Raw genomic sequence first — 26,488 nt, forward strand, 5'->3', positions numbered from 1 at the left:
ATAAAATGGAGACTCGTGAGTATCGTATTTTAATAGTGACACCTGAGAATAGAATTGCACTTAAATTAAAAGAAGCTCTAGAGCTTAAAAAATGGACTGTCGTTGTTGCCCCTACCTACAACGATGGTTTATTTTTGTTCCGTGAAAGTCAAATTGATCTTGTGATAACGGATAGTCAACTAGATAAAGGTGAATCGTTAGATTTTTTAAAGGAAATAAGAACAATTTCGTCTGTTCCGATTGTCGTTGTGACCAATCAAGAGACTAGCCGAACGGTTATTACGGCTTTTTCTATGGGAGCGGATGATGTTATTGAGCAACCCTACCATTATGAAGAGGCTGTTTGTAGAGTAGAGCGGTTATTTCGTTATTATTATCATAATTCTCCTTTCTATGAAGCAACTGGAACATTTATTTCTCCTGATTTATCAGTTGATTTTGCGCAAGAGACCGTGAGGGTTTTGAATAAGACGATTGATTTGACTCAGTTGGAATATAAAGTCTTGGTTTATTTGATTCACCACAAAGAAGAAGTGGTAACACGTGAAGAGTTGCTAGAAAAGGTTTGGGGTTATGATAAGTTTGGGTCGAATCGAACCGTTGATAATTTAATTCAAAAATTAAGAAAAAAACTTGCAGTGTATTCTCAAGAAGCTGCAGGTTATATTCGGACAGAATGGCGAAAAGGGTATCGATTTAAGGTGCCTAATTAAACGTTTGTGATTTTTTTAATTTAATAAGGTATTTCGATTGAATTTTATCTATTATTTGTTATAATACAATAGAACATAAAAATATTTTAAGGTTCGTCTTCAGGGCAGGGTGTAATTCCCGACCGGTGGTATAGTCCACGACCTGTTACCCCTTGGGTAATGGCTGAATTGGTGAAATTCCAATACCGACAGTATAGTCTGGATAAGAGAAGATAGAGCTTATTTGATGATACCCTCAGATAAGACTATGCTATTTTCTGCCCTCATGTAGAAAATAGCTTTTTTATTGCGTTGAGAAGTGTCGTTAAGTAGTTTGCCTGAGATGGGTCCTTGTAGGAGGATGACATGAACAGAAGTAAGACTCAAAAAATGGTAGGGGTAGCCATGCTAGGTGCTGTAGGATTCGTTTTAATGATCCCTGTGTTTCCAATTATCCCAGGATTTCCTTTTATGCAGGTTGATTTTAGTGAAATTCCGATTTTGATTAGTACCTATTTATTTGGCCCGCTTGCCGGTGTTCTCACAGCGTTTATACGATCAGTGTTACACTATATTTTAACGGGTGGCGATTTATCTAAATTAATAGGGGATGCTACGAGTTTTGTGGCAGCATTGACTTTCGTATTGCCAGTCTATTATTTCACTAAAAATAGACAGACGAAAAAAAGTTTGATAATTGGATTCTTTATCAGTACGATTTTCATGACGGTTGCAATGAGTATTGTAAATTATTTTGTAGCACTACCATTGTATTTCAAAGTGTTGAATTTTGATGTAGGAATGCCTTATGCGAAATATGTTTTAATTGGAGTTGTTCCATTTAATTTAATAAAAGGAGCGTTGGTTAGTACAGTATTCTTAATGATACATGCTAAACTTTTGCCTTGGTTACAAAAGAAAACTAAAGTCAAACGTTCATAAGAAAAAGCCGAAACTCTTAATTAAGAGTTTCGGCTTTTTTCTTGTTTTATTTTTGCTTTTCGATGATAATAGCACGTGTCGGGCATTCTTTATAAGCTGCCATAGCATCGTTTCCTGTCAAATTTTTGTCTTCTAATTCTAATGATAACGTGTTAGGGTTTTCTTTGAACAACACAATACCATTATCTGTATAATCAAAAATGGCTGGAGCAAGGACTTGGCAAAGCCCACAAGCGATACATTTTTCTGGAACAATAGATAGTTTCAATTTAAGTCACACTCCTAAGTGAGGTATAAAATATGAATACATTAATTTTAGCGTTATTTAAGTCAGGTGACAAGCTCAAACTTTCAAGTGTTTGTCATCTACTGAATGGTAAGCGAACAGCTTCCGTTTTGACATTTGGTTTTTTTCAAGATAGTTTGTCATTTTTTGGTTTATTTCCTACTATGACTTTAGAATTTTTAGAGAAAAGTTGTATAGGGCTTTCTGCGAAAGGATTACTAAGCAGAGAGGGTGACCATTTTGTTATAACAGAGAAGGGGGCGAATTTATTAAGTAATCAAGGGACCCAGTTAGCTAGTATGTTTGATGGTGTAACCTATAGCCGGACTGCTCAGTCTTTTTTTGAGCTTTTATTATTTGCCACTCAAGTTGTATCTAACGCCTCCTATCAAGAGAGTAACTATATCCCCATAGATTCTAATAATTTTCATCATTATCAAGTGAAAAGGTGGTACGCAAAACATAAAGTTAGCTCTTCTTTTATTGCTGATTTCTATGAAGAATGGCAACGGTTGGTTTTGGCGATTCCCGAAGAAAAAAGAAGAGGCCTTGTGGCGATGCTATCGGGTTATACTCAGGTTGGTCAAACGTTCGATCAAGTTTTTTATCAAACAGAACAGTACCAAAATAAATTAGAAAACTATTTAGCTAAAACCACTCTACAGCACGCGCTCATAAAAGAAGTTACTCAGTTTGAAAAGGACTATCCTTTGTTTAACTCATTATACGGGATATTACTGGAGAACGCAGGGAATCATAGTGCGTCGGAAACATATAGGTTGTCAAAAGAAGGACATTCAATTGAGTTTATTAAGCATAAGCGAAAGTTAAAAGAGAGTACGATAGTTGATCATATAATCGAAGGGTTGGTTTTGGATGATACTCCGTTGTATTCGTTGTATTTACCAGACGACTCAAAACGCTATTTTGAACAATATCTATCAGAAAATAGTGACTTTCAAAAGTGGCGTTTCCGTGAAGTGGTAGTAGATAAGTCTCATTCATTTTTATCGTTCAGGACTTACCAAATCATGAAAGAAAAGGAGCGACGTTCCCGTGCAAACTAAAGAAGAGCTTCTAACTAAAATTTATGGTTTTTCAGAGTTCAAGTCAGGACAAGCTGAGGTGATTGATTCTGTGATGAAAACAGGGCAAACGCTCGGCATACTTCCTACAGCAACCGGAAAAAGTTTGTGCTACCAATTAGCAGGCTATATGAGTCGTGGGACGGTGTTGGTGGTCTCTCCATTACTATCTTTAATGGAAGATCAAGTCAGGCAGTTACAAGCGTTGAAAGAAAAGAGAGTTGTAGCTCTTAATAGCCAACTGTCGATGTCCGACAAGCAATGGGTGCTTTCTCATTTGTCAGATTATAAATTTATTTTTATTAGCCCTGAAACACTGCTTCAGCCTATAGTTCTTAATCGGTTGATGCAATTAGAAATTGGGTTGTTTGTAGTAGATGAGGCACATTGTATCATCGAATGGGGTATAGATTTTAGACCGGAATATGAAAAATTACTTGATGTATACCGAACTTTAAATGCTAGACGTTTACTAGCGTTGACAGCTACCGCTACGCCAGAAGCTGAACAGGAAATTAAAGCCAAACTATTCTCCTTAGAACCTGCTGTCGTTAGGCGATCAGTGGATAGAGAAAATATTTCTTATTATGTAGAAGAAACAGAGGACAAATACAATAGACTGAAAGAACTTATTGGGAAGTTGACGGGCCCTGGTATTGTTTATTTTTCAAGTAAAAAACAAGCCGAACTGATCTCTAAGCAATTACAGGTGGATTTATCTGAGCCGGTCACCTTTTATCATGCTGATTTAACGCAACAAGAGAGAAGTCTTATCCAATCACAATACATTAATGGTCAAATTAGAATTCTGTGTGCTACCAATGCGTTCGGTATGGGAATAAACAAAAAGGATGTTCGTTTTGTTATTCATTACCATTTGCCATCTAGTTTAGAGGCCTATCTTCAAGAGTCGGGTCGCTCAGGTCGTGACGGGAAAGACAGTGTATCGATTATTCTGTATCAAAAAGGTGACGAACGAATTCACCATTTTTTGCAAGAGTCACTGATTGAAGAAATTGAGAATTTTAAACTATTTGTTTCACTTTCAGAAAAAAAGCAGAAAGATAGTCTTTCTTTATTGAGTGAGTTACAATTAAAATGGTTGGAAAATAACGCTCATCAGAGTGGAAATTGGGATCATTTATTTGATAAATTAGACGATAAAACAAAAGAAAAAAAAGAGAATATTGAAAGTGTCTTACGTTATTTAAAAGACAAAAACTGTAGAAGGGTACATCTACTCCGATATTTTGGTGAAAAAAAGTCTAAAAAAGCAACGTTTTGTTGCGATAACTGCGATGGGTATGGTAAAATAAATGACAGTGAAACTTCGGTGTCCGTTTATAAAAAGGTGCAGGAGTTATCATGGGAAGAAATGTTAAAGAATTTATTTAATTTTGGTTAATAATGGCACAATTATAAAATTGTGTGATAAAATATAACAGATTAAGAAATATCAAGGAGGAATAAATCGTGGCAGATAATAAAAATAACGAACCATGGGAACAACCTATTTTTGAAGATGAGCAAGGCGAAAAACAAGAGGAGCCTTCATCACGTTCTCAAAAACGTAGCAAAAAGAAAGGTGATAGCGTCTTTATCACAGTATTAGTTTTATTACTTTTAGCTATTGCGGGGTTACTTGTTTATATGTTTAGTATGTCAAGTAAACAATCACTAGAGCCTAATGATGGTCCAGTAATTGTTAATGGAGATAAAACATCAAAAGATAAAGATAAAATCAAAAAAGAAGCTAAAGAAAAAGCTGAAGAAGCCAAAGCTAAAGCAGCTAAAGAAAAAGCGGCAGCTGAAAAAGCTAAAGCTGAAAAAGAAAAGGCTGAAAAACAAAAAGCAGCTGAAGCAGCTAAAGAAAAAGAAGCAGCAGAAAAGGCCGAAAAACAAGCTGAACAAGCTGAAAAAGAAGCCAAAAAGGCAGCAGAAAAAGCAGCTAAAGAAGCAGAAAAGGCCGAAAAAGAAGCAGCTAAAACTGAAAATGATGGTGAAACAGCTAATGACCCACAAGATGGCGAAAAAACGCAAGACCCATCAAATGATCAAGAGAATCAAAATGGTGAAACTGGTGAACAGTTAAATCCGGATGGCACACCTAAGGATCCAAATGCAACACAAAATGATCAAAATGATCCGAATGCAACGCAAAATGATCAAAATGCAACGCAAAATGACGGACAAGCTAATGAACAAAACCAAAATCAAGGTGGCGGCGGTAGTGCTGTAACAATTCAAGGTGGAGAAACATTGTATTCACTTGCAGCGGCGCACGGCATGACAGTTGATGAGGTTATGGCATTGAACGGTATGGGTTCTCCAGACTTGCATGTTGGGCAAGTTATCAACTTTAATTAATAGTTAAAAAGAAGTTACCTAATGGTAACTTCTTTTTTTTTATCGTGGAAAATGATATGATTAAAAACGATGTATGATGAATTATAAAGGGGTAATGAGATGAGTAAAATTAGTATTGCTATTGATGGTCCTGCTTCAGCGGGGAAAAGTACAGTTGCGAAAATATTAGCAAAGGATTTAGGGTATATTTATTTAGATACGGGTGCGATGTATCGTGCGATAACTTACGCTGCTTTAAAATCAAATTGTGATTTAGCGAGTGAAGAAGCTATTGCTAAATTATTACCAACTACAATGATTACATTTAAGCAGACTGAGCAAGGACAATTAGTATTTATAAATGATGAGGATGTAACGGAAGCAATCAGAAAACCAGATGTTACTAATGCCGTTTCTCAAGTTGCAGCGCAAGCGGCAGTCAGAACTGATTTAGTGAGAAGACAACGGGCATTTGGTGAAGAAGGTGGCATTGTGATGGATGGTCGTGATATCGGAACAGCGGTTTTACCTAATGCTGAGGTTAAAATATTTTTAGTAGCAAGTGTCGTAGAACGTGCGGAACGTCGTTATAAAGAAAATATTGAAAATGGAATTGAAACAGATTTCGAAACGCTGAAGAAAGAAATTGAAGATCGTGATTATAAAGACACAACTCGAAAAATTTCGCCTTTAGTCCAAGCTGAAGATGCAGTGAAGATAGACACAACCGGTATGGGGATTGCGGAAGTTGTTTCAGCGATCAAAGATCAAGTTACCTTAAAAATGGACAAAAAAAGATAAAATAAAAATGTAGAAATCGCTTTATATTTAAGATACAATAAAATTAGATTATTAGTAATAGGGAGGCCGTTAGTCATGTCAGAAATCAAAGAAAACCAGATTGAGCAAGATGAAGCAGTAATGTTAGATGCTTTAAAAAGTTTTAAAGATGTTGAGGTTGGAGATATCGTTCAAGGTGAAGTACTTGTTTTAGAAGATAAACAGGCAATTGTTAGTATTCTAGGTACCGGTGTTGAAGGGGTTATTCCGGTGAAAGAATTAACAGCATTCCCAACAGAGGATATTTCTAGTTTAGTAAAAATCGGTGAGATTCTTGATTTGGTAGTAATTACATCGATTGGTAAGGATAAAGAAAATGGAAGTTATCTACTTTCAAAACGTCGTCTAGAAGCTAAAAAAATCTGGGAAGATGTTGAAGCTGCTTTTGAAGCGGATGAAGAAGTAGAAGGAACTGTTACAGATGTCGTAAAAGGTGGATTAGTTGTTGATTTGGGTGTACGTGGTTTTGTACCAGCTTCAATGATTGATACTCATTTTGTATCTGATTTTTCAGTTTATAAAGGCCAAACATTACGCTTTAAAGTAATGGAGATTGAGCCTTCAGAAAATCGTTTAATTCTTTCTAGAAAAGTATTACTAGCGAAAGAACAAGCAGCTAAAAAAGAAGAAGTACTTAATAGTCTTGCAGCGGGCGATACGGTTAAAGGTAAAGTTGCTCGTCTAACAGATTTTGGTGTGTTTGTTGATTTAGGAGGCGTAGATGGGCTAGTTCACATTTCTGAGATTTCTCATTCTCATGTTTCTAAAGCATCGGATGTATTAGAAGTTGGAGAGGAAGTAGAAGCTAAGATTTTATCAATAGATCCAGAAAAAGAACGTGTGTCATTATCTATCAAAGAAACATTAGCCGGACCTTGGGATAATGTAGCTGAAACAATTGGAGCAGGCGATGTTATGACTGGGAATATTAAACGTCTAACAAGTTTTGGTGCTTTCGTTGAGTTGCAACCAGGTGTTGAAGGATTAATTCATATTTCACAAATTTCACACAATCATGTTGTAACACCTCATGAAGTGTTACAAGAAGGTCAAGAAGTTACTGCAAAGGTATTAGAAGTAAACCAACCTGACCGTCGTATCGCATTGAGTATTAAAGCGTTAGAAGAGAAACCTCAGCAAGAAGAAGATTTCCAAGAGGAAGAAACTATAGAAATTCCTGAAGAAGTAACAGGGTTTAGCTTAGGTGATATCTTAGGAGATGCGCTTAATTCGACCGAAGATTAGATAGAATTAAAAGAGCTTGAGGCTAACCTCAAGCTCTTTTTTTGGTTCAAAAAGGAAAAAGCACTAAGAATTATCACTTTAATGGACGTAAAGACTTGTGTCGCGTGGATTGATAGGGTAAACTACTAAAGAGCTTTGGAATTATAAAGGAGGGATTGTCCTATGGCAAATCCAACAATTGCAATTGTCGGACGCCCAAATGTGGGGAAATCGACAATTTTTAACAGAATCGCTGGGGAACGTATCTCAATCGTAGAAGATACACCTGGTGTAACAAGAGACCGTTTATACGCTACTGGTGAATGGTTAGGTAGAGAATTTAGTATTATTGATACTGGTGGGATTGATTTAACGGATGAACCGTTTATGGATCAAATTAAATATCAAGCAGAAATCGCTATTGCTGAGGCAGATGTTATCATCTTGCTTTCAAGCGCGCGTGAAGGTGTTACAGATGCTGATGAAATGGTAGCTAGAATGCTATACAAATCAGGTAAGCCTGTCATTTTAGCTGTCAATAAAGTAGATAATCCAGAAATGAGAAACGATGTTTTTGAGTTTTATTCATTAGGGTTAGGCGATCCGTATCCAGTGTCAGGTAGTCACGGTATTGGTTTAGGGGATGTCTTAGATGAAGCAGTGAAACATTTTACTACTGAAGTTGAAGAAGAAGACGATGGAATTATCCGCTTCAGTTTAATCGGGCGTCCAAACGTTGGGAAATCTTCACTTATCAATGCGATGCTTGGTGAAGAACGTGTTATTGTATCTGACGTAGCGGGGACAACTCGTGATGCGATTGATACAGAGTTTACTTCAGCAAGTGGTCAGCCGTTTATCATGATTGATACAGCGGGTATGCGTAAACGTGGTAAGGTCTATGAAACAACTGAGAAATATAGTGTGATGCGTGCCATGCGTGCGATTGACCGTTCAGATGTTGTGTTAATGGTTATCAATGCTGAAGAGGGAATTCGTGAATACGATAAACGTATTGCAGGATTTGCTCATGAAGCAGGTAAAGGTATGGTTATCGTTGTTAATAAGTGGGATACCCTTGAAAAAGAAACAAATACTATGAAAGAGTTTGAAGATGAGATTCGTAAAGAATTTAAATATTTAGACTATGCACCGATTGTGTATGTTTCAGCTAAAACTAAACAACGTTTACACCAATTACCAGATATGATTGAAAAAGTAAGTATGAATCAGAACTTACGTATTCCGTCATCATTACTTAATGATGTTATTATGGATGCTGTTGCGATTAATCCAACACCGACTGACAAAGGTCGTCGTTTGAAAATTTTCTATGCGACACAAGTTGCGGTTAAACCGCCAACGTTTGTTGTTTTTGTAAACGAGGAAGAATTAATGCATTTTTCTTACGCACGTTTCTTAGAAAACCAAATCAGAAAAGCATTTACATTTGAAGGAACTCCGATTCACATTATTGCAAGAAGACGTAAATAGCGTGAAATCGGCATTTTAACACAAAGTCTGTTTATGTGCAATAAATTTAATGGGCATAAATTACATTTTATTTAAATTGTTACAAAAGAGTGAAATACCTTGATATAAAAGGATTTCTATGCTATCTTAATTAAAGAAATATTGAGTTAATCAATACTTCTGTAGTTGATTTAGTTTTCTAGATTAATTACTTAAGATGTCTACAAATTAAACATCTATTATTTATCAGGAGGTGAAAATGAACATGGCAAACAAAGCAGAATTAATTGAAAAAGTTGCTGAAAAAGCTGACTTAACTAAAAAAGATGCTACTACTGCAGTTGACGCAGTATTTTCAACTATCCAAGATTTACTTGCTGATGGTGAAAAAGTACAATTGATCGGTTTTGGTAACTTTGAAGTACGTGATCGCGCTGCTCGTAAAGGACGTAACCCACAAACTGGTAAAGAAATCGATATCCCTGCAAGCAAAGTACCTGCATTCAAACCAGGTAAAGCATTGAAAGATGCTGTTAAATAGTTAGCAGATATAGAGCTAGTAAGTTTCGACTTACTAGCTTTTTTCGTGCTTTTTTTGTAAGAATAGCCTATACTAAAAGGGGATTTATAAAAGTAGAATTGACTCATTATTTGAGTATAAAGATGATTTATCCTGACATAATGAGTGGATAGATAAGAGGGAGCGAAATAATGGAAACTTATAGCGAAAAAATGTTAGTGGCGATAAATGAAGGAGATAGTGTAGAGGCACAACTCCAATTTGAAAATGCACTAAAAAAGGATACACCAGAAATCCAAGCAGCACTAGGAGAACAATTGATGGGTGCTGGCTTTATAGATGAAGCTAAACTTATATTTGAACAATTGACAGAACAATTCCCTTCGGAGTATGGCTTATATATCCCATTGGCAGAGATTGCTATTGAAAATGATAAAACAGATGATGCGTTTGACTATTTAGAAAAAATACCGAAATCAGATCCAAGTTATGTAGAAGCTCTAATGGTTACTGCTGATATTTATCAAGTATTAGGTGTGCCGGAAGTAAGTATTAAAAAAATTGAAGAAGCTAAAACGATTATGCCTGACGAACCTGTGCTCGCATTAGCTTTAGCAGAGATTTATTTCACAATGAACCAATACGTTAAGTCAGCTGAATTATATGAGCAACTTAGAGGAACATCTATTACTGAAACGATTAACTTGGATGAGCGTATCGGGACAGCGTATGGTATGGTTGGTGAATTTGAAGAAGCAATCCCTTATTTAGAGAAAGCAAATCAAGATGATCCTACAGATGAGCGTGCCTTCCAATTGGCCATCACGTATATTCAAGTTGGGGATCGTGATAAAGCAATCGTATTACTAGAACAATTGCGTTTATTGAATCCAACATTTGAAGCATTGTACTTACCATTAGCCAGTGCTTTATTAGATGAAGGTGAATTGCCTAAAGCGGAGGAAGTTATTGCAGAGGGGATTAGACAAAATCCATACTCAGTTGATATGTTCCACTTAGCGTCTGATAATGCTTACCGTCTCGGTAAGATTCCGGATGCAGAAGAATATCTAAGACGTGCTATTTTATTAGAAGATTCAAAAGAGTTCTCCATTATGAAATTAGCCAACTTGTTACTTGCTGATGAACGCTATGAGGACGTTATTGATACGTTATCTGAATTTAGAGAAAGTGATGAACCACAAGCTTTCTGGACGCTTGCACAAGCTTATAATGCGTTAGAAGAGTATTCAGAAGCGGCAATGTTCTTTGAAAAGGCTTTGCCTGGACTGAACCATGAGCCGGAGTTCTTGAAAGAATATGGTTTATTCTTAAGAGAAGAAGGTCAGTTAGAGAAAGCGAATGCGCTTCTTTCTCACTATTTAGAACATGTTCCAGATGATATGGATGTTCATGAACTTTTAGGTTAGGAGGAGAACGATGGCTACTTTAGATGATAAGATAGCATTTTTGCATGAGGTTACAAATGAGTACCTTTTTGGACGCAGAGAAGTGTATTGGGTTTTAAATTATTTAGAAACACACCCGGCGATTCTAGAAAATGTTGTATTTGTAGAACATGCTGACAAAACAACTCGTGGATTAAAGATTATTTCTGATATAAATGAAAAAGACCCGATGACCCTTTATCTTTTTGATATGACATTTATTGACCCAGAGCAGATTTTCCACGAGATGCGTAAAAATTGGAAAAAAGAATTGTATATAGAAATAATTTTGCCAAATTCAAATGAATTGTCGAGTTATTTGGCAGTTTTAGAAGACAATCCCTTTAATTCATGGAATGATGCGATATCGTCAGAAGATGAAGCGTCAGTTGATAAAGCGATTGAATCGGTATTGTCTGATTTTTCTAAAGAGAACTTATTAAAACAAATTGACGAGGCTTTAGAAATGAATGATAGTGCCTTGTTTAAAGAGTTGTCAGAAAAATTAGTTCAAGAAACAAATTAACCAAATAGATTGGATAAGATAGTATGAAAATAAAGAACGTACCTAAAGAATTTACTGAAGCTAAACCTGTAATGGAGCAATTAGAAACTGCTGGATTTGAGGCGTATTTTGTCGGTGGAAGTGTCAGAGATTTATTACTTAACAAAGCAATTCATGATGTCGATATCGCAACAAGTGCCTATCCGGAAGAAGTTAAAGCTATTTTTCCTCGGACAGTTGATGTAGGGATTGAACATGGGACGGTACTTGTCTTACACGAAGAGGATCAATACGAAATCACAACATTTAGAACAGAGTCAACGTATCAGGATTATCGCAGACCAGATGAAGTGACATTTGTTAGGAGTCTAGAAGAAGATTTAAAACGTCGTGATTTCACGATAAACGCTCTTGCTATGTCACAAGATGGCGTGATCGTAGACTTGTTTTCAGGTATGGATGATTTAGACCGTAAGTTAATACGTGCGGTGGGTGAGGCATCAGAACGTTTTAATGAAGATGCGCTCCGTATGATGCGAGCTGTACGTTTTGCTAGTCAACTTGGTTTTTCTATTGAAGATGAAACGCTAAACGCTATTCATTTAAATAAGGCGTTATTAAGTAAGATATCAATAGAACGTGTGCAAATAGAATGGATCAAATTATTATTAGGACATGATAGAAAATTAGGCTTAGTATCCTTTATTGATACAGGATGCTATGAGTATTGTCCAGGCTTTGCGGATAAGAAAGAAAAGTTACAAGCTCTATGTGATACGTCTTCGACTCCATTTGTAGATGAAGCTCAGGCTTGGGCCTTGACCTTATGTTTTTTAGAAATTAATCCTAATGATGCGAAACGATTCTTGAAAAAATGGAAGCTCTCTAATAACTTGATGAAAAGAATTACTTTGATTTTATCAGCTCTTAACTGGAGACAAGAAAACGAATGGACAAATGAGTGGTTGTTTAATGTTGGAAAAGAGAATGCCAGTCTTATTGAACAGTCAATGGTTTATTTTGATCGTCCATTTGACGTATTAGAGACTGAAAAAAGGTACGATCAATTAGTAATTAAAACGAAACAAGATTTGGCAGTAGATGGGCAACTATTGATCCAAGCGACAGGGAAATCTGCTGGACCTTGGTTAGGCGAGATGCTAAATAATCTTCAATTAAAAGTATTGGATGGGGAATTATCTAATGACCAAGCAGAGCTTTTATCATACGCTAAAAAATAACAGTTATAATCTGATGAAATGAGGTCGGTTTGAATGAAAGAATTTAAAAAAAGTTATTTACCTAAAGAAAGTCATTCGGCAAAAGTGATGGGATCTGGTACTCTAAATGTTTTGGCTACACCTGCTGTTGTCGCATTTGCTGAGAATTGTTGTGAACGATTGTTAGCAAATGAGTTAAAAGAAGGTCAAGCTAGTGTTGGGACCTGGATTGATATGAAACACAAACGAGCATCTAAAACGGAGAGTAAAGTCGTAGTTTGTGCAACTATTATCGAACAAACTCCTAAAGGGGCCAGTTTTGAATTTGAGGTCACATGTGGTGATACTGTTATTGCAACGGGTCAACATAAGCGAGCGGTTATTGACGTCGAGCGTTTTATGGCGAATATATAGCGAAAAAGGTTCTTTAAATAATTTATGAATTATTTCACAAGTTTTTGTTTACATTTAAAAAGTTTGTGATATAATTAACATATAAACAAAACAAAGGAGCTAATTAAAATGACAAAACAAATGACAGGCTTTAGATTCTACTTCAGAAATAACGAAACATGGACTATCAAAAGAGAAAACATTGGTGATTTATGGATTAAACAAATCACAACAAGTTTTGGTCGTATCAATGGTGGCGAATTTGAAAAAATTAATCCATGCGAAGGATTCAAAATTGAAATATTTGAAGAAGCAGATCACGTACAAACTGATGACATCAACCTTGGTGGTTTAGAATTAGGGATGTTCGAGCGTGCGTTAAAATATCAAGACATCGAAAAAATGAACATCATTTTTGATAACGGAGAAGAAGATTTAATTTACTTCCCTTATGAAGATAAAGGTACACCAGGACAAGAAGGTCTTGATAACAAACATCAATCAAGCAAAATTTCAAAAGATGGTAAATTATACATTGTAATCGACCCAACTAAATCAGTTGAAGATGTTTACGGCGATAAATTTTAATAGAATATGATAATAGAGGCGGCTTAGGCTGTCTCTTTTTTATTACAAAAAGATGTCAGTTTGCACGAGATTGTCATATCTGTTAAAATTAACTGACTAATTAAAGACAGGTGGCAGTTAAATGAAAGAATTACGTATCGAGAATTTAACGAAAACATACGGTGAAAAGACCTTATTTGACGACATTAGCTTTTCTATTCGTACAGGAGATAAAGTTGGATTGATTGGAGTTAATGGGACAGGTAAAACAAGCCTGCTTAATATTATCGCTGATAAGGACGGAGCTGATAGTGGCGAGTTTAATCGTCCTCAAGAGTATCATGTAGGTTATCTGTCTCAGCAAATGGAATTTGATGGAGATGTAACAGTTGCTGAAGCAGTTTTCCAAGGCGATTCGCCATTACTAAGAGCGGTGCGTACTTATGAATTAGCACTAGTTAATTTAGAAAAAGATGGCAATAATCCTGAGTATCAAGCAGCTTATACAAAAGCAGAAGAAGTGATGAATAAAGAAGATGCCTGGTTGGCAGATACTAATGCAAAAACGATTTTGACACAATTAGGTATTACTGAGATTTCTAAAAAAATCAGTGAACTATCAGGTGGTCAAAAGAAACGTGTAGGACTTGCTCAAGTTTTGATACAAGAGCCAGACTTACTATTACTAGATGAACCAACCAATCATCTTGATTATAAAGCGATAGAGTGGTTAGAAGGCTATCTAGCACATTATCACGGGGCTTTAGTGATGGTTACCCATGATCGTTATTTCTTAGATCGTGTCACAAATAGAATCTTTGAATTATCGTTTGGTAAAATGTATGAGTACAAAGGGAATTATCAATCTTACTTAGGGGCCAAAGCTGAAAGAGAAGAGACAGAAAAAGCTCAAGAGCACAAACGCAAGCAACTTTACAAACAAGAGTTGGCTTGGATGCGTGCAGGTGTTCAAGCTCGTGGGACGAAACAGCAAGCCCGTATTGACCGATTTAATGACTTAAAAGGTGATTTAAACCAGGTGAACGAAAATGGTGCTGTTGATATTTCTATGGGAAGCCAACGTCTAGGTAAAAAAGTATTAAGTATTGAAAATGGCTATTTTGAGATGAATGGTCAAACCTTACTTAAAGATTTTGAATTACTAGTTCAGGGGCGTGACCGAATTGGGATTACAGGACAAAATGGTGCTGGGAAATCAACGCTTCTTAATATTTTAGCGGGACGTTTACCTCTAAGCTCTGGTGTCTACGAAATTGGAGAGACTGTTAAATTAGCGTATTATACGCAAGAGAACGAAGATATGGACCCGAATAAACGAATGATTTCTTATTTACAAGAAGTAGCTGAGGAAGTCAGACAAGCAGACGGGACAACAACAAGTATTGCTGATATGCTTGAACGTTTCTTATTCCCGCGCTCAAGTCATGGGACTATTATTGGCAAACTTTCTGGTGGAGAGAAACGTAGACTTTATTTATTAAAACTACTCATTGCACAACCTAATGTCTTATTATTAGATGAACCGACTAATGATTTAGATATCGATACATTGACTGTTCTGGAAGATTATATTGCTAATTTTAGTGGAGCAGTTATAGCTGTCAGTCATGACCGTTATTTCTTAGATAAAGTGGTTGAAAAGCTGCTAGTCTTTAAAGGAAATGGTGTCATCGAAACATATTTTGGGAACATGACACACTATCTCGAAACAGCTAAAGAAGAGAGTAAACAAGTCGAAACGGTTAAGAAAGAAAAAGCAGAGGTAGCTCCGACTGTTGAGGTTAAAGAGAAGAAAAAATTAACCTATAATGAGAAAAAAGAGTGGGATACCATTGAAGCAGACATTGAAAAACTAGAGGCTTCAATCGAATCTTTAACAGAAGAAATGAATCATCAGGGTAGCGACTTTACAGCGCTTCAAGATATTCAAAATAAAATTACCGAAGCAGAAGAAAACTTAGAAAACAAATTAGCAAGATGGGAATATTTAAGCGAATTTGTTTAAAGCGAAAAGGTGCTAGACGATTAAACGTTTTGAAAGGTGAGGCGAATGGAGCAAGCATATTTAGATCTTGGTAAAAAGATTTTAGACGAGGGGACAACGAAGTCTGATCGTACAGGTACAGGGACGAAAAGTATATTTGGACATCAAATGCGTTTTGATTTGAGTAAAGGTTTTCCGTTACTTACAACAAAACGGGTCCCATTTGGTTTAATCAAAAGCGAATTATTATGGTTCTTAAAAGGAGATACGAATATTCGTTATCTTTTAGAACATAATAATCACATTTGGGATGAGTGGGCATTTGAACGATTTGTTAAGAGTGAAGACTATAAGGGTCCTGATATGACGGATTTTGGTCGTAGAGCTGTTACAGATGAGGCATTTAATATCATTTATAAAGAACAATTGACACAATTTTGTGATCGTATTTTGGCAGATGACGAGTTTGCAGATAAGTACGGAGAGCTTGGTAATATCTACGGTTCTCAGTGGCGTAACTGGAAAACAACATCTGGCGAAACGATTGATCAATTAAAAGATGTGATTGAGATGATTAAAACATCACCAGATTCAAGACGGTTATTAGTATCAGCTTGGAATCCGGAAGATGTACCAAATATGGCACTTCCGCCATGTCACACTTTATTTCAATTTTATGTGGCAGAGGGTAAATTAAGTTGTCAATTGTATCAAAGAAGTGGCGATGTCTTTTTAGGTGTTCCGTTTAATATTGCAAGTTATGCTTTATTAACACACTTGATTGCACAGGAGACTGGTTTAGAGGTTGGGGAATTTGTGCACACGATTGGAGACGCACATTTGTATAGTAATCACTATGAACAAATGAAGACACAATTAGAACGTGACATACGTGAGTTTCCAACACTAGTGTTAAACAAAGATAAAAAATCAGTTTTTGAGTTTGATGTGAATGATATTCAGTTAGAAGGATACGAGCCACATCCAGCAATCAAGGCACCGATAGCCGTTTAGGAGACTTTAGGAGGATTTTATTATGTTAGCAGCCATATGGGCGCAAGATGAGAGTGGTTTGATTGGAAAAGAGAATAAATTACCGTGGCATTTACCGCATGATTTAGCTTTCTTTAAAAATACCACAGAGAATAATACAATTGTTATGGGGAGAACGACATTTGAAGGGATGGGTAAACGTGCCTTACCTAATCGTCACACAATTGTTTTAACGTCTGATCGATCTTACGAATCAGAGGGTGTAACGGTCTTACACTCAGTTGAAGACGTAGTAAAATATGCTGAAACCTTTGAGGGGATAACATTTATTACAGGTGGAGCTAAAGTTTATAAGGAGTTCTTATCACATTGTTCTGTGTTATACAGAACGGTGATACATGAAACATTTGAAGGTGATACTTATTTCCCAGAAGTTGATTGGGAAGAGTGGACGATGATAAATATCAGTGAAGGTTTAACTGATGAAAATAATTTATACAAACATTCTTTTGAAACATATCAACGAAAAGGTTAATTTAAAAAAAATCGTAATCGTTTAGATTACGTTTTTTTAATGATAAGTTTCTTAACAGAAACTTATCTTCTTATCAATTGATGGCGTTATAATTGTATGATATACTTCAAAAGATAATAGAATTAGACAATATAGTAAATTTATATAGAGATAGGAAGATGTTTATGTGCGGTATAGTTGGTTTTGTCAGCACGAGAGATAATAAAGCTGAAATTATTGAAAATATGATGGATACAATTGTTCACCGTGGGCCAAATAGCTCAGGTGTATTTACTGATGATCAAGTAGCGTTAGGATTCCGTCGTTTAAGTATTGTAGATTTATCAGGTGGCTCACAACCTATTTATAATGAAGATGAAACAAAAATCATTATTTTTAATGGTGAAATTTATAACTATCAAGCAATTAGAGAAGATCTAGTTGCTAAAGGACATGTTTTCAGAACAAGTGCCGATACAGAAGTTATTTTACATGGTTATGAAGAATATGGTGTTGATATTGTAAAACAATTACGTGGGATGTTTGCATTTGCGATTTGGGACCGTGAAACTAACGAATTATTTGGTGCACGTGACCACTTCGGTATTAAACCTTATTACTATGCAGAGATGAATGGTTCATTTATGTTTGGTTCTGAAATTAAGAGTTTCTTAGTTAACCCTGATTTCAACAAACAATTAAACAAAAAAGCATTAAAACCTTATATGACATTCCAATACTCAGCATTAGAAGAAACATTCTTCAAAGATGTTTACCGTATTCCAGAAGGTCATTACTATACATACAAAGATGGTAAATTGGAAATCACAAAATATTGGGATGCTGATTTTAAAGAAGAAGATATGACATTAGAACAAGCAGTTGACTTAATTGATGAAGCGGTTGAAGAGTCTGTAAAAGCTCATACAACTGGTGAAGTTAATATCGGTGCTTTCTTATCTAGTGGGGTAGATTCAAGTTATGTTGCCTCAGTATTACGTCCTGATAATACTTATTCAATCGGATTTGGTGACAAATCTTATAACGAATCACATGAAGCGAAACGTTTAACGGATAAATTAGGATTAAATAACACATCTAAAGTTGTAACGGGTGAAGAAGCTTTCGATTACTTCCCATTGATTCAATATCATTTAGATGAACCTGATTCAAATCCATCATGTGTGCCATTATACTTCTTATCAGAGATGGCAAGTAAAGATTCTACAATCGTATTATCTGGTGAGGGTGCTGATGAATTATTCGCTGGTTACCAAAACTACGGATTTAATACACGTAACAGACCTGTTCGTGTGTTTACTGAAACACTTAAAAAATTACCTAAAAAAGCACGTTATTCAATTGCACGTACTATCAAAAAAGCACCAAACTTTAAAGGTAGTATGCACATGTATACATCTCTTGCTCCTGCTGAAGATTTCTTCATTGGACAAGCTGAAGTATTTAAAGAACATGAAGCTGACACATTCTTAACGAAAGATTACCAAGAAAGTGAAACAGTGAAAACAATTGTTAACCGTCAATATACAAAAGTTAAAGATTTATCAGAAGTTAAGAAAATGCAATATTTAGACTTACATCAATGGATGCCTAAAGATATTTTACTTAAAGCTGATAAATTAAGTATGGCTCATTCTATCGAATTACGTGTCCCATTACTTGACATTCGTATGATGGAAGTAGCAGAACAAATTCCAACTAAATACTTGTTAAATGCAGAAAATACGAAGTATGCTTTCCGTAAAGCAGCTAACCGTCATTTACCTGATGAGTGGGCTGATCGTGAAAAATTAGGTTTCCCAGTGCCAATCAAAGATTGGTTACGTACTGAGAAATTCTACAAACAAGTACGTGAGATGTTCTCTGAGTCATTCGTACCAGAATTCTTTGAACAAGATAAAATCATTCAATTATTAGATGATAACTACAATGAGAAAAATGATGAGCGTCGTAAGATTTGGACAATCTATACATTCTTAACTTGGTATAAAATCTTCTTCATTGATGGAGAAAAACCAAAAGTTGGTTAATACTAAAGCACAAGCTTCTAGCTTGTGCTTTTTTTTGCACTTTTTGTGAGCAAATTCCCATGGTATTCTTCACTTTTTTTAGCGTTTTGTGATATAATGTGTTGATATAGAGAGGCTGTGATAGTGATATGATAACTTTAGCAAAAATAGCTAATTTATTAAAAGAACACCAATTAGTTAGAGAATTTATTATAGATAATGAGTGGCATTACGCTATCAGTGAAGACGTAGCTGAGTCCACTATTTCTCATATAACCTATGATTCACGAGCGATTAAAGAAGGCTCGTTATTTTTCTGTAAAGGACTAGCGTTTAAATCAGATTATCTTGAACAAGCGATTGCTGATGGTGCTGGTTTTTATGTAACAGAAGTTAATTATGAAATTGAATCTGATGCAATAGGGATTATTGTAACAGATATAAAAAAAGCAATGGCCTTAATAAGTATGGCTTTTTATGATTTTCCTCAAGAGGAACTTCAAGTGATTGCTTATACTGGAACTAAAGGAAAAACAACCGCTGCTTATTTCTGTAAATACATTTTAGAAAAAGCAACGAACCAAAAAACAGCATTGTTATCGACAATGGAAACAATCCTAGATGGTAAAACATCAATTAAGTCTTTACTTACGACACCGGAGTCTGTTGATTTATATCGTATGATGAGAGAAGCTGTTACAAATGGTATGAGTCATTTAATTATGGAAGTTTCGTCACAAGCGTATAAAACAGACCGTGTTTATGGTCTTAATTTTGATGTGGGTATTTTCTTAAACATTTCAGAAGACCACATTGGAACAATCGAACATCCTGATTTTGATGATTATTTCTATTGTAAGAGACAGTTATTAAAGCACTCAAAACAAGTGATTCTAAATAGAAATAGTGATTTTTATGCTATTCTAGAAGATGTAGCTAAGGAATCTACAGATAAAGTTATCACATATGGTGATGATTCAGTAGAAGCTGATTATACATTTATCCCTTCTTCAGAAGGCAAAGGTAAATTTGAAGTGGTAGCTAAAGAAGATACATTAGCGATTGCGGGCGATTATGCGATTAACCTACTTGGTGACTTCAATCAAGGAAATGCGCTTAGTGCGATGATGGCAACTGCTCTTGTAGGGGCTAAAAAAGAGGCGATGTCAGAAGGCTTATCTCTTGCTAAAGTCCCAGGACGTATGGACAGTTGTGTGACTAACAAAGGCGTTCCAGTTTATGTTGATTTTGCACACAATCTTTTAAGTCTACATACCTTACTTTCATTTGTTAAAAAAGAACATCCTGAGAGTAAATTAGTGGTTTTAATCGGAAGTACCGGTGGCAAAGGCGTGTCACGTCGTCATGATTTTGGTAATGTTTTATCAGAACTTGCAGATATCGCGGTTCTAACAAGTGATGATCCAGGTCATGAAAAAGCAGAAGATATTATTGCGGAAATCCAAGAAACAATGACAGATAATGTGCGTTGTGAAATTGAAGTAGACCGTGAGAAAGCAATTGAATTAGCGTTAAACCTAGCTGGTGAAAATGATGTGGTTGTTTTAGCTGGTAAAGGGTCAGATAAATATCAAGTTATCGGTGACGAACGAACACCATATGAAGGTGACTTAGAAATAGCAAACAAGTTAATAGAAGGTGGATATTAGAATGTCAAATAGTAAAGAACAATTTCAACCAGTATTGCTAGGTAGCGATATTAATGTATACGGAATGGCACGTTCATTCTTTGAAGAATTTGGAATCGTGTCAGAAGCGTATTCTTCTGCAGCCTTAGCACCGACAAAACACAGTAAATTAGTAAATGTTAATGTATTTCCTGGTTTCCATGAAGACCCAACATTTATTGAAACAATGCGTAAGATTGTAAAAAATCGTACGAACAATGATATTAAGTATGTTTTAATTCCGTGTGGTGATGGCTATGCTGAATTAGTTTCAAAACATCGTGAAGAATTATCTAAAGATTTTGTGTGTACAGCAATCGATCATGATTTATTTGAAACATTAGCGAATAAAGTAAGTTTTTATGAAACATGTGAAAAATATGATTTACCTTACCCGAATACATTAATCATTAAACAAGATATGGTTAAAGAGGGCGAATCAGTTGAAGTTCCCTTTGATTTCCCCGTTGCTTTAAAACCTGCGGATAGCGTGATGTATTTAGATGCTGATTTTGAAGGCCGTAAAAAAGCATTCACAATTAAAGACCAAGCAGAATTAGATTTAATTTTAGGCCGTGTTTATAATGCAGGCTATACGGCTGAAATGATTTGTCAAGATTTCATCCCAGGCGATGATTCAGGTATGCGTGTATTAAACGCATATGTTGATAAAGACAGTAATGTTCGTATGATGTGTTTAGGTCATCCATTATTAGAAGACCCAACACCAGATGCTATTGGTAACTATGTGGTTATCGCACCTGATTTTAATGAAGATATCTACAAACGTATCAAATCATTCTTAGAACGCATTAACTATACAGGTTTTGCTAACTTTGATATGAAGTATGACCCACGTGATGGAGAGTACAAATTATTTGAAATGAATTTACGTCAAGGTCGTAGTAGTTTCTACGTGACACTTAACGGCTATAATTTATCACGTTATATTATTGAAGACCGTGTTATGGCTAAACCTTTCACAGAAACAATTTATGGTAACGGTGATATGTTATGGATGGGTGTACCGAAGAAAATCGTTAAGACTTACGTTAAAGACGGTAAGGATAAAGATGAAGCAATGGATATGATTTCAAAAGGTAAATGGGGAACGACAGTCTTTTATAAAAAAGATTCAAGTCCAAAACGTTATGCTTTAATGAAATATAGCTTCTATTTATACCACAAACGTTACAAAGAATACTTTAAAGAAAACAAGGGGTAGAGTCCATGAAAAAATTCTTTACAATATTAGGTGGCATGGGAACTCTTGCCAGCGAGAGTTTTGTTCGTGTCTTGAACCAACGTACAATCGCTAAGACTGACCAAGATTACTTAAATTATGTATTGGTTAATCATGCGACAGTGCCAGATAGAACAGCCTATATTCTTGATAATACTAAAGCAAGTCCTGTTGCGGCTCTTGCTGAAGATATTAAGCAGCACGATCAAATTGGGCCTGAATTTTTTGTGTTGACGTGTAACACAGCTCATACATTTTATGATGAGCTATGTGACGTCACAGACACACCAATTCTTCATATGCCACGTCTGGCGGCTGAAAAAGTTGTCTTTGATTTCGAACCAACGGAAGATAAAGCTGTAAAAGTATGCTTATTAGGGACACTTGGTACGGTTAACTCCGGTGTCTATCATAAAGAGTTTGAACAAAAAGAAGGATACGAATTAGTGACACCTTCAGAGCAGGTTCAAACTGATGTGATGAACTTGATTTACCGTGATGTAAAAGAGCATCAATTCTTAAACGAATCATTATTTAAAGATATTTTAGATCAAGTTTTAATTAAAGAGGACTGCGATGTTGCGATTTTAGGCTGCACAGAACTTTCTCTTATGAATGAAGTAACGAAACATAATTATGCTGTCGTAGATGCACAATCAGTATTAATTGATGAAACAATTAAACGTGCTAGAACATAAAAAAGAAGCCCAACATTGGGCTTCTTTTTTATGTATAAAGTAAGATTGAAAAATACATTAAAGCAGCAGCTAAAATAACAAATAGATGCCAAATGACATGCATGTATTTTACGTGTTGAAATTTGTAGACTAATGCGCCTAAAGTATAAGCAACACCACCTAAGACGAGTAGAAGAGTACCATTGAATCCTAAACCATCATAAAGCGGCTTGGCAGCGATTAAACAAAGCCAACCCATAATAATATAGATGAAGACAGCAGCATTTCCTTTTCGACTTAGAAATATTGATTTATAGACAATTCCTAGAATTGCTAGAAACCATATAATTCCAAATAAAGTCCAACCCAGCCAGCCTTTAATTGTTAATAGACAATAAGGGGTGTACGTCCCTGCAATAAGCAGGTAGATCGAGCTGTGATCAAATATTTGAAATACTTTATTGGCCTTTGTAAAAATTAAACTGTGGAACAATGTAGATGCTAAAAATAATAAGATTAGTGTTGCCCCATAAATCGAGTATGACACGATATGAATAGGAGAGTGAAGTCTTGCACCTTTGATAATTAAAATAACGAGACCAGCAATACTCAAAGCAGTTCCAATCCCATGTGTGACAGCGTTTAGAACCTCACTAATAATCTCATATTTTTTTGAATGTTGTGTTGAATTCATAATTTCCCTCCTTTTTTATTAGTCTAAAGAGTGAAAAACTAAATAGTTTCTGTTATACTAAAAGTATCAGAGCACTCTGGTACCTATTCTACATGAATAATTTCTTTTTTTAAAGGATGGAGTAAAAATATGTCTAAAGTAAAAATTGTAACAGACTCATCTTGTAATATGGAGCCTGGATTAGCAGAAAAGTTAAACATTGAAGTGATTTCATTATCAGTAATGATTGATGGTGTAATCTACAAAGATACCGATTTAACCGGTGGAGAGTTTATGGATATGATGGCAAGCGCTGCTGCCCTACCTAAAACAAGTCAACCGCCAATTGGTGAATTTGTTGAGCTCTATGATGAGCTAGGGGCTGATGGAAGTCAAATTATCTCAATTCATATGACAGATTTGATAAGTGGGACAGTTAATACCGCGGAACAAGCTGCTCAAATTTCACAAAGTGATGTGACTGTCATTAATAGTACATTCACAGATCAAGGTCTTTCTTTCCAAGTTATTGAAGCGGCAAAAATGGCTGCAGAAGATGCTGAAAAAGAAGAAATTATTACCAAAGTCAATCAAATCAAGGAAGATACTAATTTATACATTGGTGTAGCATCTCTTGATAACATGGTTAAAGGTGGACGCTTAAGTCGTGCAACTGGTGTTATCACAAATTTATTCAATATTAGAGTTGTTATGCAAGTTTTGGCAGAAGAGATGGTGACATTATATAAAGGTCGCGGTGCTAAAGCATTTGCTAAATGGTTTGAGGATTTGAAATCAGAGTTGGCCACAAAAGAAAATGTAAAACAAGTAGCAATTACTCATGCTGATGGACTAGAAACAGCATTAAAATTTAAAGAGGAACTTCAAGAAATGTTCCCTGATATGACAATACCAGTACTAGAGGCTTCTTCTATTATTGCGACTCACACAGGTAAAGGTGCATTTGCTGTCATGTATTATAGCGAGTAACCTCTTTGACAGACCACATTGTTGGTCTGTTTTTTTAAATTAGAAACTAAGTATATGAGAGAGGGATTTGTATGTCGTATATAAAGAAACATTTATTTAGTATAACAGTATTTTTGGTGACAGTATTAATTGGTGTAACTGTTTTGGGATTTTCATTACCAACCGCCAAACCTTTATTAAAGAAAACAGCTTCCCAATCAAGTAAAATGAAATATAAAGAGGTCATACGTTTTTCTGCTATTGGAGATTCACTGACTGAAGGTGTTGGAGATAGTACAGAGTCAGGTGGTTATGTCCCCTTATTAAAAAATGATTTGGTAGATACTGAAAAAATTTCTGTTGTAGAAAGTTATAATCACGGAAAAGCAGGAGATACGGTTAAAGATTTAATAAAACGAATTAACGACTCTAAAAGTATTCAAGAAGATTTAAAAAAATCTGACTTCATTACAATAACAATTGGTGGTAATGATTTGATGAAAGTGATAAAATCGGAATTATTAAATGGTTTAACATATGAAACATTTAAAAAACCAAGTGAGGAGTATCAATCAAATTTAAAAGAGTTGTATAAATTAGTGAGACATTTTAATAAGGCTGCTCCGATCTATCAACTCGGGATTTACAATCCTTTTTATTTAAGTTTGGATAATATGGATCAACTACAAGAGATAGTTGATTTTTGGAATCAGGCGAGTAAAGAAAGGGTCGAAAAATCTAAAAATAGTTCTTTTATTTCTATAAATGAAGCCTTATATAAAGGAATAGATGGGCAAAAAGCATTTGGAACTGAAGAAACAATTAAGAACGGTGAGGAAGAGAAAGAGTCTGGTATAAATAATCTGATCTCAGATACGGATAATTTCCATCCGAATAGTTTGGGCTATCAAATTATAGCCAACGCTTTTAAAGATGAATTAGTAAGAACTAAAAATGAATGGTTAGAAAGTAAGTAGGTTAGATAATGAAAAATAGACTAGTCGAAAAAGGAAATGAAATAAAAAGTAATCCTTGGAAATTTGCTTTCCTATTATTAGCAGGGCTGTTATTAGCTATAACATTAGTTGTTAGTTTTAAAGCCTTTGGTGAACGAGAACCTGATTACAAACCCAAGGTATCTCAACAACAAAAGAACGAGGATCCAAGTTTTCAAGTTCAATTAAAAAAAGAGCAAGTAAATCAAATTATTAGTTTTTATTTAAATGATTACTTGAAAGAATCTGGAGTTAAATACAATTTCTATCTAGAACAAAATGCATTGTTAAATGGAACGTTTAACGTGTTAGGATTTGATATGCAGTTTTATCTTTACTTTGATCCGTTTGTTATGGATGATGGAAATGTTCAACTAAAGGCAACAAGTTTATCAATTGGAAAACTAGCCTTACCGATTTCTCAAATAATGAAGTATGTGTCTAAAGAATTCAAACTACCTGAGTGGGTAGAGGTTAAACCTAAAGAACAAACTATAACTCTGCACCTCAATGATTTTGAGTTACAAAATGGGATGTATTTAAAAGCAGAAAAAATTAATTTAATTGATGATGATATAAAATTTAATGTGTACCTTCCGATAGAAGATACTAAAAGCAAGGAGTAGATCGTTTGAAAAGAAGTTTTTATCATTATATTATGACCCTTAGAGGTCCAAAAATATCCGATGCGGTCACGAAATTTGCTAATGATTTAGCGCATGATAGTCTATTTCCCAAACAGTCGACTGATTATCATGAGATAAGTGATTATTTAGAAATGACAACAACTTATTTAGATAATATGACCATTTTTGATGAAGCTTGGGAATTATATCTTGAACATAATTAAAAGTACAGCGAAAGCTGTACTTTTTTTAGTAATATTTTGGTAATAAAAAAGATAATCGCACAACAATATGAATTGTTTATTAATTTTTGTTTTGTTATAGTATTTTTTGTTACATTACTGTAATTATTATGATACAATGTAACATGTGCTAGATGAGGAAGCCCAAAAAGCTTACTCATGTTTTTTTATTTTTATATGAGAGATTTAGTCATAAATTATTTTAAAGTACTGATATTTTTCATGAAAAATTCAAGTAATTACTGTAGGGTTACATAGTATTATCAAAAGAAAAATAAATCGGGAGGGAAGG

27 protein-coding genes and 1 riboswitch are annotated in these 26,488 nt (G+C 35.1%); of the genes, 25 read left to right on the forward strand and 2 right to left on the reverse strand.

The features are described 5' to 3' along the window. Positions 1 to 5 precede the first annotated feature (5 nt). Positions 6 to 713: a response regulator transcription factor gene (locus CBF31_RS01290; protein ID WP_126830181.1), complete on the forward strand. Its 708-nt coding sequence runs from the start codon at positions 6 to 8 to the stop codon at positions 711 to 713. A 91-nt stretch (positions 714 to 804) separates the two neighbouring features. Next, positions 805 to 931, forward strand: a riboswitch (FMN riboswitch). A gap of 127 nt (positions 932 to 1,058) precedes the next feature. Continuing rightward, positions 1,059 to 1,634, forward strand: coding sequence for an ECF transporter S component (locus tag CBF31_RS01295; protein ID WP_126830183.1), 576 nt, complete (start codon positions 1,059 to 1,061; stop codon positions 1,632 to 1,634). Between the two features lie 46 nt (positions 1,635 to 1,680). Here the strand turns inward: CBF31_RS01295 and CBF31_RS01300 are convergent, their stop codons facing one another. Continuing rightward, entirely contained in the window at positions 1,681 to 1,902 is a 222-nt protein-coding gene (locus CBF31_RS01300; protein WP_126830185.1) for a ferredoxin, read from the reverse strand. A gap of 32 nt (positions 1,903 to 1,934) precedes the next feature. Here CBF31_RS01300 and CBF31_RS01305 point away from each other — a divergent pair, with 32 nt between their 5' ends. The 19 genes from CBF31_RS01305 (at position 1,935) to CBF31_RS01395 (ending at position 22,712) form a co-directional block, all read left to right on the forward strand. Then, positions 1,935 to 2,987, forward strand: a complete 1,053-nt coding sequence (locus CBF31_RS01305) for a helix-turn-helix domain-containing protein (RefSeq protein ID WP_126830187.1) — start codon at positions 1,935 to 1,937, stop codon at positions 2,985 to 2,987. Further along, entirely contained in the window at positions 2,977 to 4,410 is a 1,434-nt protein-coding gene (locus CBF31_RS01310) for a RecQ family ATP-dependent DNA helicase (RefSeq protein ID WP_126830188.1), read from the forward strand. Before CBF31_RS01305 ends, CBF31_RS01310 begins: the two co-directional genes overlap by 11 nt. 68 nt (positions 4,411 to 4,478) lie before the next feature. Beyond that, a complete protein-coding gene (locus tag CBF31_RS01315; protein ID WP_126830190.1) occupies positions 4,479 to 5,372 on the forward strand; it encodes a LysM peptidoglycan-binding domain-containing protein in 894 nt (297 codons plus the stop codon). Positions 5,373 to 5,471: 99 nt separating this feature from the next. Continuing rightward, a complete protein-coding gene (gene cmk / locus CBF31_RS01320; RefSeq protein WP_126830192.1) occupies positions 5,472 to 6,152 on the forward strand; it encodes a (d)CMP kinase in 681 nt (226 codons plus the stop codon). Between the two features lie 75 nt (positions 6,153 to 6,227). After that, positions 6,228 to 7,436, forward strand: coding sequence for a 30S ribosomal protein S1 (gene rpsA, locus CBF31_RS01325; protein ID WP_126830194.1), 1,209 nt, complete (start codon positions 6,228 to 6,230; stop codon positions 7,434 to 7,436). 162 nt (positions 7,437 to 7,598) lie between these two features. Then, complete coding sequence (gene der / locus CBF31_RS01330; protein WP_126830196.1) at positions 7,599 to 8,909, forward strand: ribosome biogenesis GTPase Der; 1,311 nt, start codon at positions 7,599 to 7,601, stop codon at positions 8,907 to 8,909. Between the two features lie 244 nt (positions 8,910 to 9,153). Continuing rightward, positions 9,154 to 9,429 (forward strand): HU family DNA-binding protein, encoded by a 276-nt coding sequence (locus CBF31_RS01335; protein WP_126830198.1) that lies wholly within the window; start codon positions 9,154 to 9,156, stop codon positions 9,427 to 9,429. Positions 9,430 to 9,599: 170 nt separating this feature from the next. Further along, complete coding sequence (locus CBF31_RS01340) at positions 9,600 to 10,838, forward strand: tetratricopeptide repeat protein (RefSeq protein ID WP_126830200.1); 1,239 nt, start codon at positions 9,600 to 9,602, stop codon at positions 10,836 to 10,838. 10 nt (positions 10,839 to 10,848) lie between these two features. Then, the gene (locus CBF31_RS01345) at positions 10,849 to 11,382 is read left to right on the forward strand and encodes a YpiB family protein (RefSeq protein ID WP_126830202.1); all 534 of its coding nucleotides are present in this window, start codon (positions 10,849 to 10,851) and stop codon (positions 11,380 to 11,382) included. A gap of 23 nt (positions 11,383 to 11,405) precedes the next feature. Continuing rightward, positions 11,406 to 12,602, forward strand: coding sequence for a CCA tRNA nucleotidyltransferase (locus tag CBF31_RS01350; RefSeq protein WP_126830204.1), 1,197 nt, complete (start codon positions 11,406 to 11,408; stop codon positions 12,600 to 12,602). Positions 12,603 to 12,635: 33 nt separating this feature from the next. Beyond that, complete coding sequence (locus CBF31_RS01355; RefSeq protein ID WP_126830206.1) at positions 12,636 to 12,995, forward strand: thioesterase family protein; 360 nt, start codon at positions 12,636 to 12,638, stop codon at positions 12,993 to 12,995. A gap of 108 nt (positions 12,996 to 13,103) precedes the next feature. Further along, entirely contained in the window at positions 13,104 to 13,562 is a 459-nt protein-coding gene (locus CBF31_RS01360) for a hypothetical protein (RefSeq protein ID WP_126830208.1), read from the forward strand. A 121-nt stretch (positions 13,563 to 13,683) separates the two neighbouring features. Next, positions 13,684 to 15,567 (forward strand): ABC-F family ATP-binding cassette domain-containing protein, encoded by a 1,884-nt coding sequence (locus CBF31_RS01365; RefSeq protein WP_126830210.1) that lies wholly within the window; start codon positions 13,684 to 13,686, stop codon positions 15,565 to 15,567. Positions 15,568 to 15,612: 45 nt separating this feature from the next. Beyond that, entirely contained in the window at positions 15,613 to 16,560 is a 948-nt protein-coding gene (locus tag CBF31_RS01370; RefSeq protein WP_126830212.1) for a thymidylate synthase, read from the forward strand. A 22-nt stretch (positions 16,561 to 16,582) separates the two neighbouring features. After that, positions 16,583 to 17,074 (forward strand): dihydrofolate reductase, encoded by a 492-nt coding sequence (locus tag CBF31_RS01375; RefSeq protein WP_126830214.1) that lies wholly within the window; start codon positions 16,583 to 16,585, stop codon positions 17,072 to 17,074. A 164-nt stretch (positions 17,075 to 17,238) separates the two neighbouring features. Continuing rightward, positions 17,239 to 19,104 carry an asparagine synthase (glutamine-hydrolyzing) gene (gene asnB / locus CBF31_RS01380; RefSeq protein WP_126830216.1) on the forward strand — a complete coding sequence of 622 codons (1,866 nt, stop codon included), beginning with the start codon at positions 17,239 to 17,241 and terminating at the stop codon, positions 19,102 to 19,104. A gap of 128 nt (positions 19,105 to 19,232) precedes the next feature. Continuing rightward, complete coding sequence (locus CBF31_RS01385; protein WP_126830218.1) at positions 19,233 to 20,753, forward strand: UDP-N-acetylmuramoyl-L-alanyl-D-glutamate--L-lysine ligase; 1,521 nt, start codon at positions 19,233 to 19,235, stop codon at positions 20,751 to 20,753. A 1-nt stretch (position 20,754) separates the two neighbouring features. After that, positions 20,755 to 21,996 carry a carboxylate--amine ligase gene (locus CBF31_RS01390; RefSeq protein ID WP_126830220.1) on the forward strand — a complete coding sequence of 414 codons (1,242 nt, stop codon included), beginning with the start codon at positions 20,755 to 20,757 and terminating at the stop codon, positions 21,994 to 21,996. Positions 21,997 to 22,001: 5 nt separating this feature from the next. After that, positions 22,002 to 22,712, forward strand: a complete 711-nt coding sequence (locus CBF31_RS01395; RefSeq protein WP_126830222.1) for an aspartate/glutamate racemase family protein — start codon at positions 22,002 to 22,004, stop codon at positions 22,710 to 22,712. 28 nt (positions 22,713 to 22,740) lie between these two features. Here the strand turns inward: CBF31_RS01395 and trhA are convergent, their stop codons facing one another. Next, positions 22,741 to 23,385 (reverse strand): PAQR family membrane homeostasis protein TrhA, encoded by a 645-nt coding sequence (gene trhA / locus CBF31_RS01400; protein ID WP_126830224.1) that lies wholly within the window; start codon positions 23,383 to 23,385, stop codon positions 22,741 to 22,743. A gap of 129 nt (positions 23,386 to 23,514) precedes the next feature. Here trhA and CBF31_RS01405 point away from each other — a divergent pair, with 129 nt between their 5' ends. From CBF31_RS01405 to CBF31_RS01420, 4 genes are all read left to right on the forward strand, one after another. Beyond that, positions 23,515 to 24,354 carry a DegV family protein gene (locus CBF31_RS01405; RefSeq protein ID WP_126830226.1) on the forward strand — a complete coding sequence of 280 codons (840 nt, stop codon included), beginning with the start codon at positions 23,515 to 23,517 and terminating at the stop codon, positions 24,352 to 24,354. A gap of 71 nt (positions 24,355 to 24,425) precedes the next feature. Then, complete coding sequence (locus tag CBF31_RS01410; protein ID WP_126830228.1) at positions 24,426 to 25,310, forward strand: GDSL-type esterase/lipase family protein; 885 nt, start codon at positions 24,426 to 24,428, stop codon at positions 25,308 to 25,310. An 8-nt stretch (positions 25,311 to 25,318) separates the two neighbouring features. Then, positions 25,319 to 25,954, forward strand: a complete 636-nt coding sequence (locus CBF31_RS01415) for a YpmS family protein (protein WP_126830230.1) — start codon at positions 25,319 to 25,321, stop codon at positions 25,952 to 25,954. 5 nt (positions 25,955 to 25,959) lie between these two features. Beyond that, positions 25,960 to 26,178 (forward strand): YozE family protein, encoded by a 219-nt coding sequence (locus tag CBF31_RS01420; RefSeq protein ID WP_126830232.1) that lies wholly within the window; start codon positions 25,960 to 25,962, stop codon positions 26,176 to 26,178. Positions 26,179 to 26,488: the final 310 nt, after the last annotated feature.

This window comes from Vagococcus fessus (genome assembly GCF_003987565.1).
Classification (GTDB): Bacteria; Bacillota; Bacilli; order Lactobacillales; family Vagococcaceae; genus Vagococcus_D; species Vagococcus_D fessus.

What these genes read in the sequence shown, in the direction of transcription:
- CBF31_RS01355 (WP_126830206.1), top strand. Translation starts at nt 12,636, where the DNA reads ATGAAAGAATTTAAAAAAAGTTATTTACCTAAAGAAAGTCATTCGGCA.
- CBF31_RS01410 (WP_126830228.1), top strand. Translation starts at nt 24,426, where the DNA reads ATGTCGTATATAAAGAAACATTTATTTAGTATAACAGTATTTTTGGTG.
- CBF31_RS01385 (WP_126830218.1), top strand. Translation starts at nt 19,233, where the DNA reads ATGATAACTTTAGCAAAAATAGCTAATTTATTAAAAGAACACCAATTA.
- CBF31_RS01360 (WP_126830208.1), top strand. Translation starts at nt 13,104, where the DNA reads ATGACAAAACAAATGACAGGCTTTAGATTCTACTTCAGAAATAACGAA.
- CBF31_RS01390 (WP_126830220.1), top strand. Translation starts at nt 20,755, where the DNA reads ATGTCAAATAGTAAAGAACAATTTCAACCAGTATTGCTAGGTAGCGAT.
- CBF31_RS01375 (WP_126830214.1), top strand. Translation starts at nt 16,583, where the DNA reads ATGTTAGCAGCCATATGGGCGCAAGATGAGAGTGGTTTGATTGGAAAA.
- CBF31_RS01335 (WP_126830198.1), top strand. Translation starts at nt 9,154, where the DNA reads ATGGCAAACAAAGCAGAATTAATTGAAAAAGTTGCTGAAAAAGCTGAC.
- rpsA (WP_126830194.1), top strand. Translation starts at nt 6,228, where the DNA reads ATGTCAGAAATCAAAGAAAACCAGATTGAGCAAGATGAAGCAGTAATG.
- CBF31_RS01415 (WP_126830230.1), top strand. Translation starts at nt 25,319, where the DNA reads ATGAAAAATAGACTAGTCGAAAAAGGAAATGAAATAAAAAGTAATCCT.
- CBF31_RS01405 (WP_126830226.1), top strand. Translation starts at nt 23,515, where the DNA reads ATGTCTAAAGTAAAAATTGTAACAGACTCATCTTGTAATATGGAGCCT.
- CBF31_RS01345 (WP_126830202.1), top strand. Translation starts at nt 10,849, where the DNA reads ATGGCTACTTTAGATGATAAGATAGCATTTTTGCATGAGGTTACAAAT.
- CBF31_RS01290 (WP_126830181.1), top strand. Translation starts at nt 6, where the DNA reads ATGGAGACTCGTGAGTATCGTATTTTAATAGTGACACCTGAGAATAGA.
- cmk (WP_126830192.1), top strand. Translation starts at nt 5,472, where the DNA reads ATGAGTAAAATTAGTATTGCTATTGATGGTCCTGCTTCAGCGGGGAAA.
- CBF31_RS01295 (WP_126830183.1), top strand. Translation starts at nt 1,059, where the DNA reads ATGAACAGAAGTAAGACTCAAAAAATGGTAGGGGTAGCCATGCTAGGT.
- CBF31_RS01340 (WP_126830200.1), top strand. Translation starts at nt 9,600, where the DNA reads ATGGAAACTTATAGCGAAAAAATGTTAGTGGCGATAAATGAAGGAGAT.
- CBF31_RS01305 (WP_126830187.1), top strand. Translation starts at nt 1,935, where the DNA reads ATGAATACATTAATTTTAGCGTTATTTAAGTCAGGTGACAAGCTCAAA.
- asnB (WP_126830216.1), top strand. Translation starts at nt 17,239, where the DNA reads ATGTGCGGTATAGTTGGTTTTGTCAGCACGAGAGATAATAAAGCTGAA.
- der (WP_126830196.1), top strand. Translation starts at nt 7,599, where the DNA reads ATGGCAAATCCAACAATTGCAATTGTCGGACGCCCAAATGTGGGGAAA.
- CBF31_RS01395 (WP_126830222.1), top strand. Translation starts at nt 22,002, where the DNA reads ATGAAAAAATTCTTTACAATATTAGGTGGCATGGGAACTCTTGCCAGC.
- CBF31_RS01350 (WP_126830204.1), top strand. Translation starts at nt 11,406, where the DNA reads ATGAAAATAAAGAACGTACCTAAAGAATTTACTGAAGCTAAACCTGTA.
- trhA (WP_126830224.1), bottom strand. Translation starts at nt 23,385, where the DNA reads ATGAATTCAACACAACATTCAAAAAAATATGAGATTATTAGTGAGGTT.
- CBF31_RS01370 (WP_126830212.1), top strand. Translation starts at nt 15,613, where the DNA reads ATGGAGCAAGCATATTTAGATCTTGGTAAAAAGATTTTAGACGAGGGG.
- CBF31_RS01365 (WP_126830210.1), top strand. Translation starts at nt 13,684, where the DNA reads ATGAAAGAATTACGTATCGAGAATTTAACGAAAACATACGGTGAAAAG.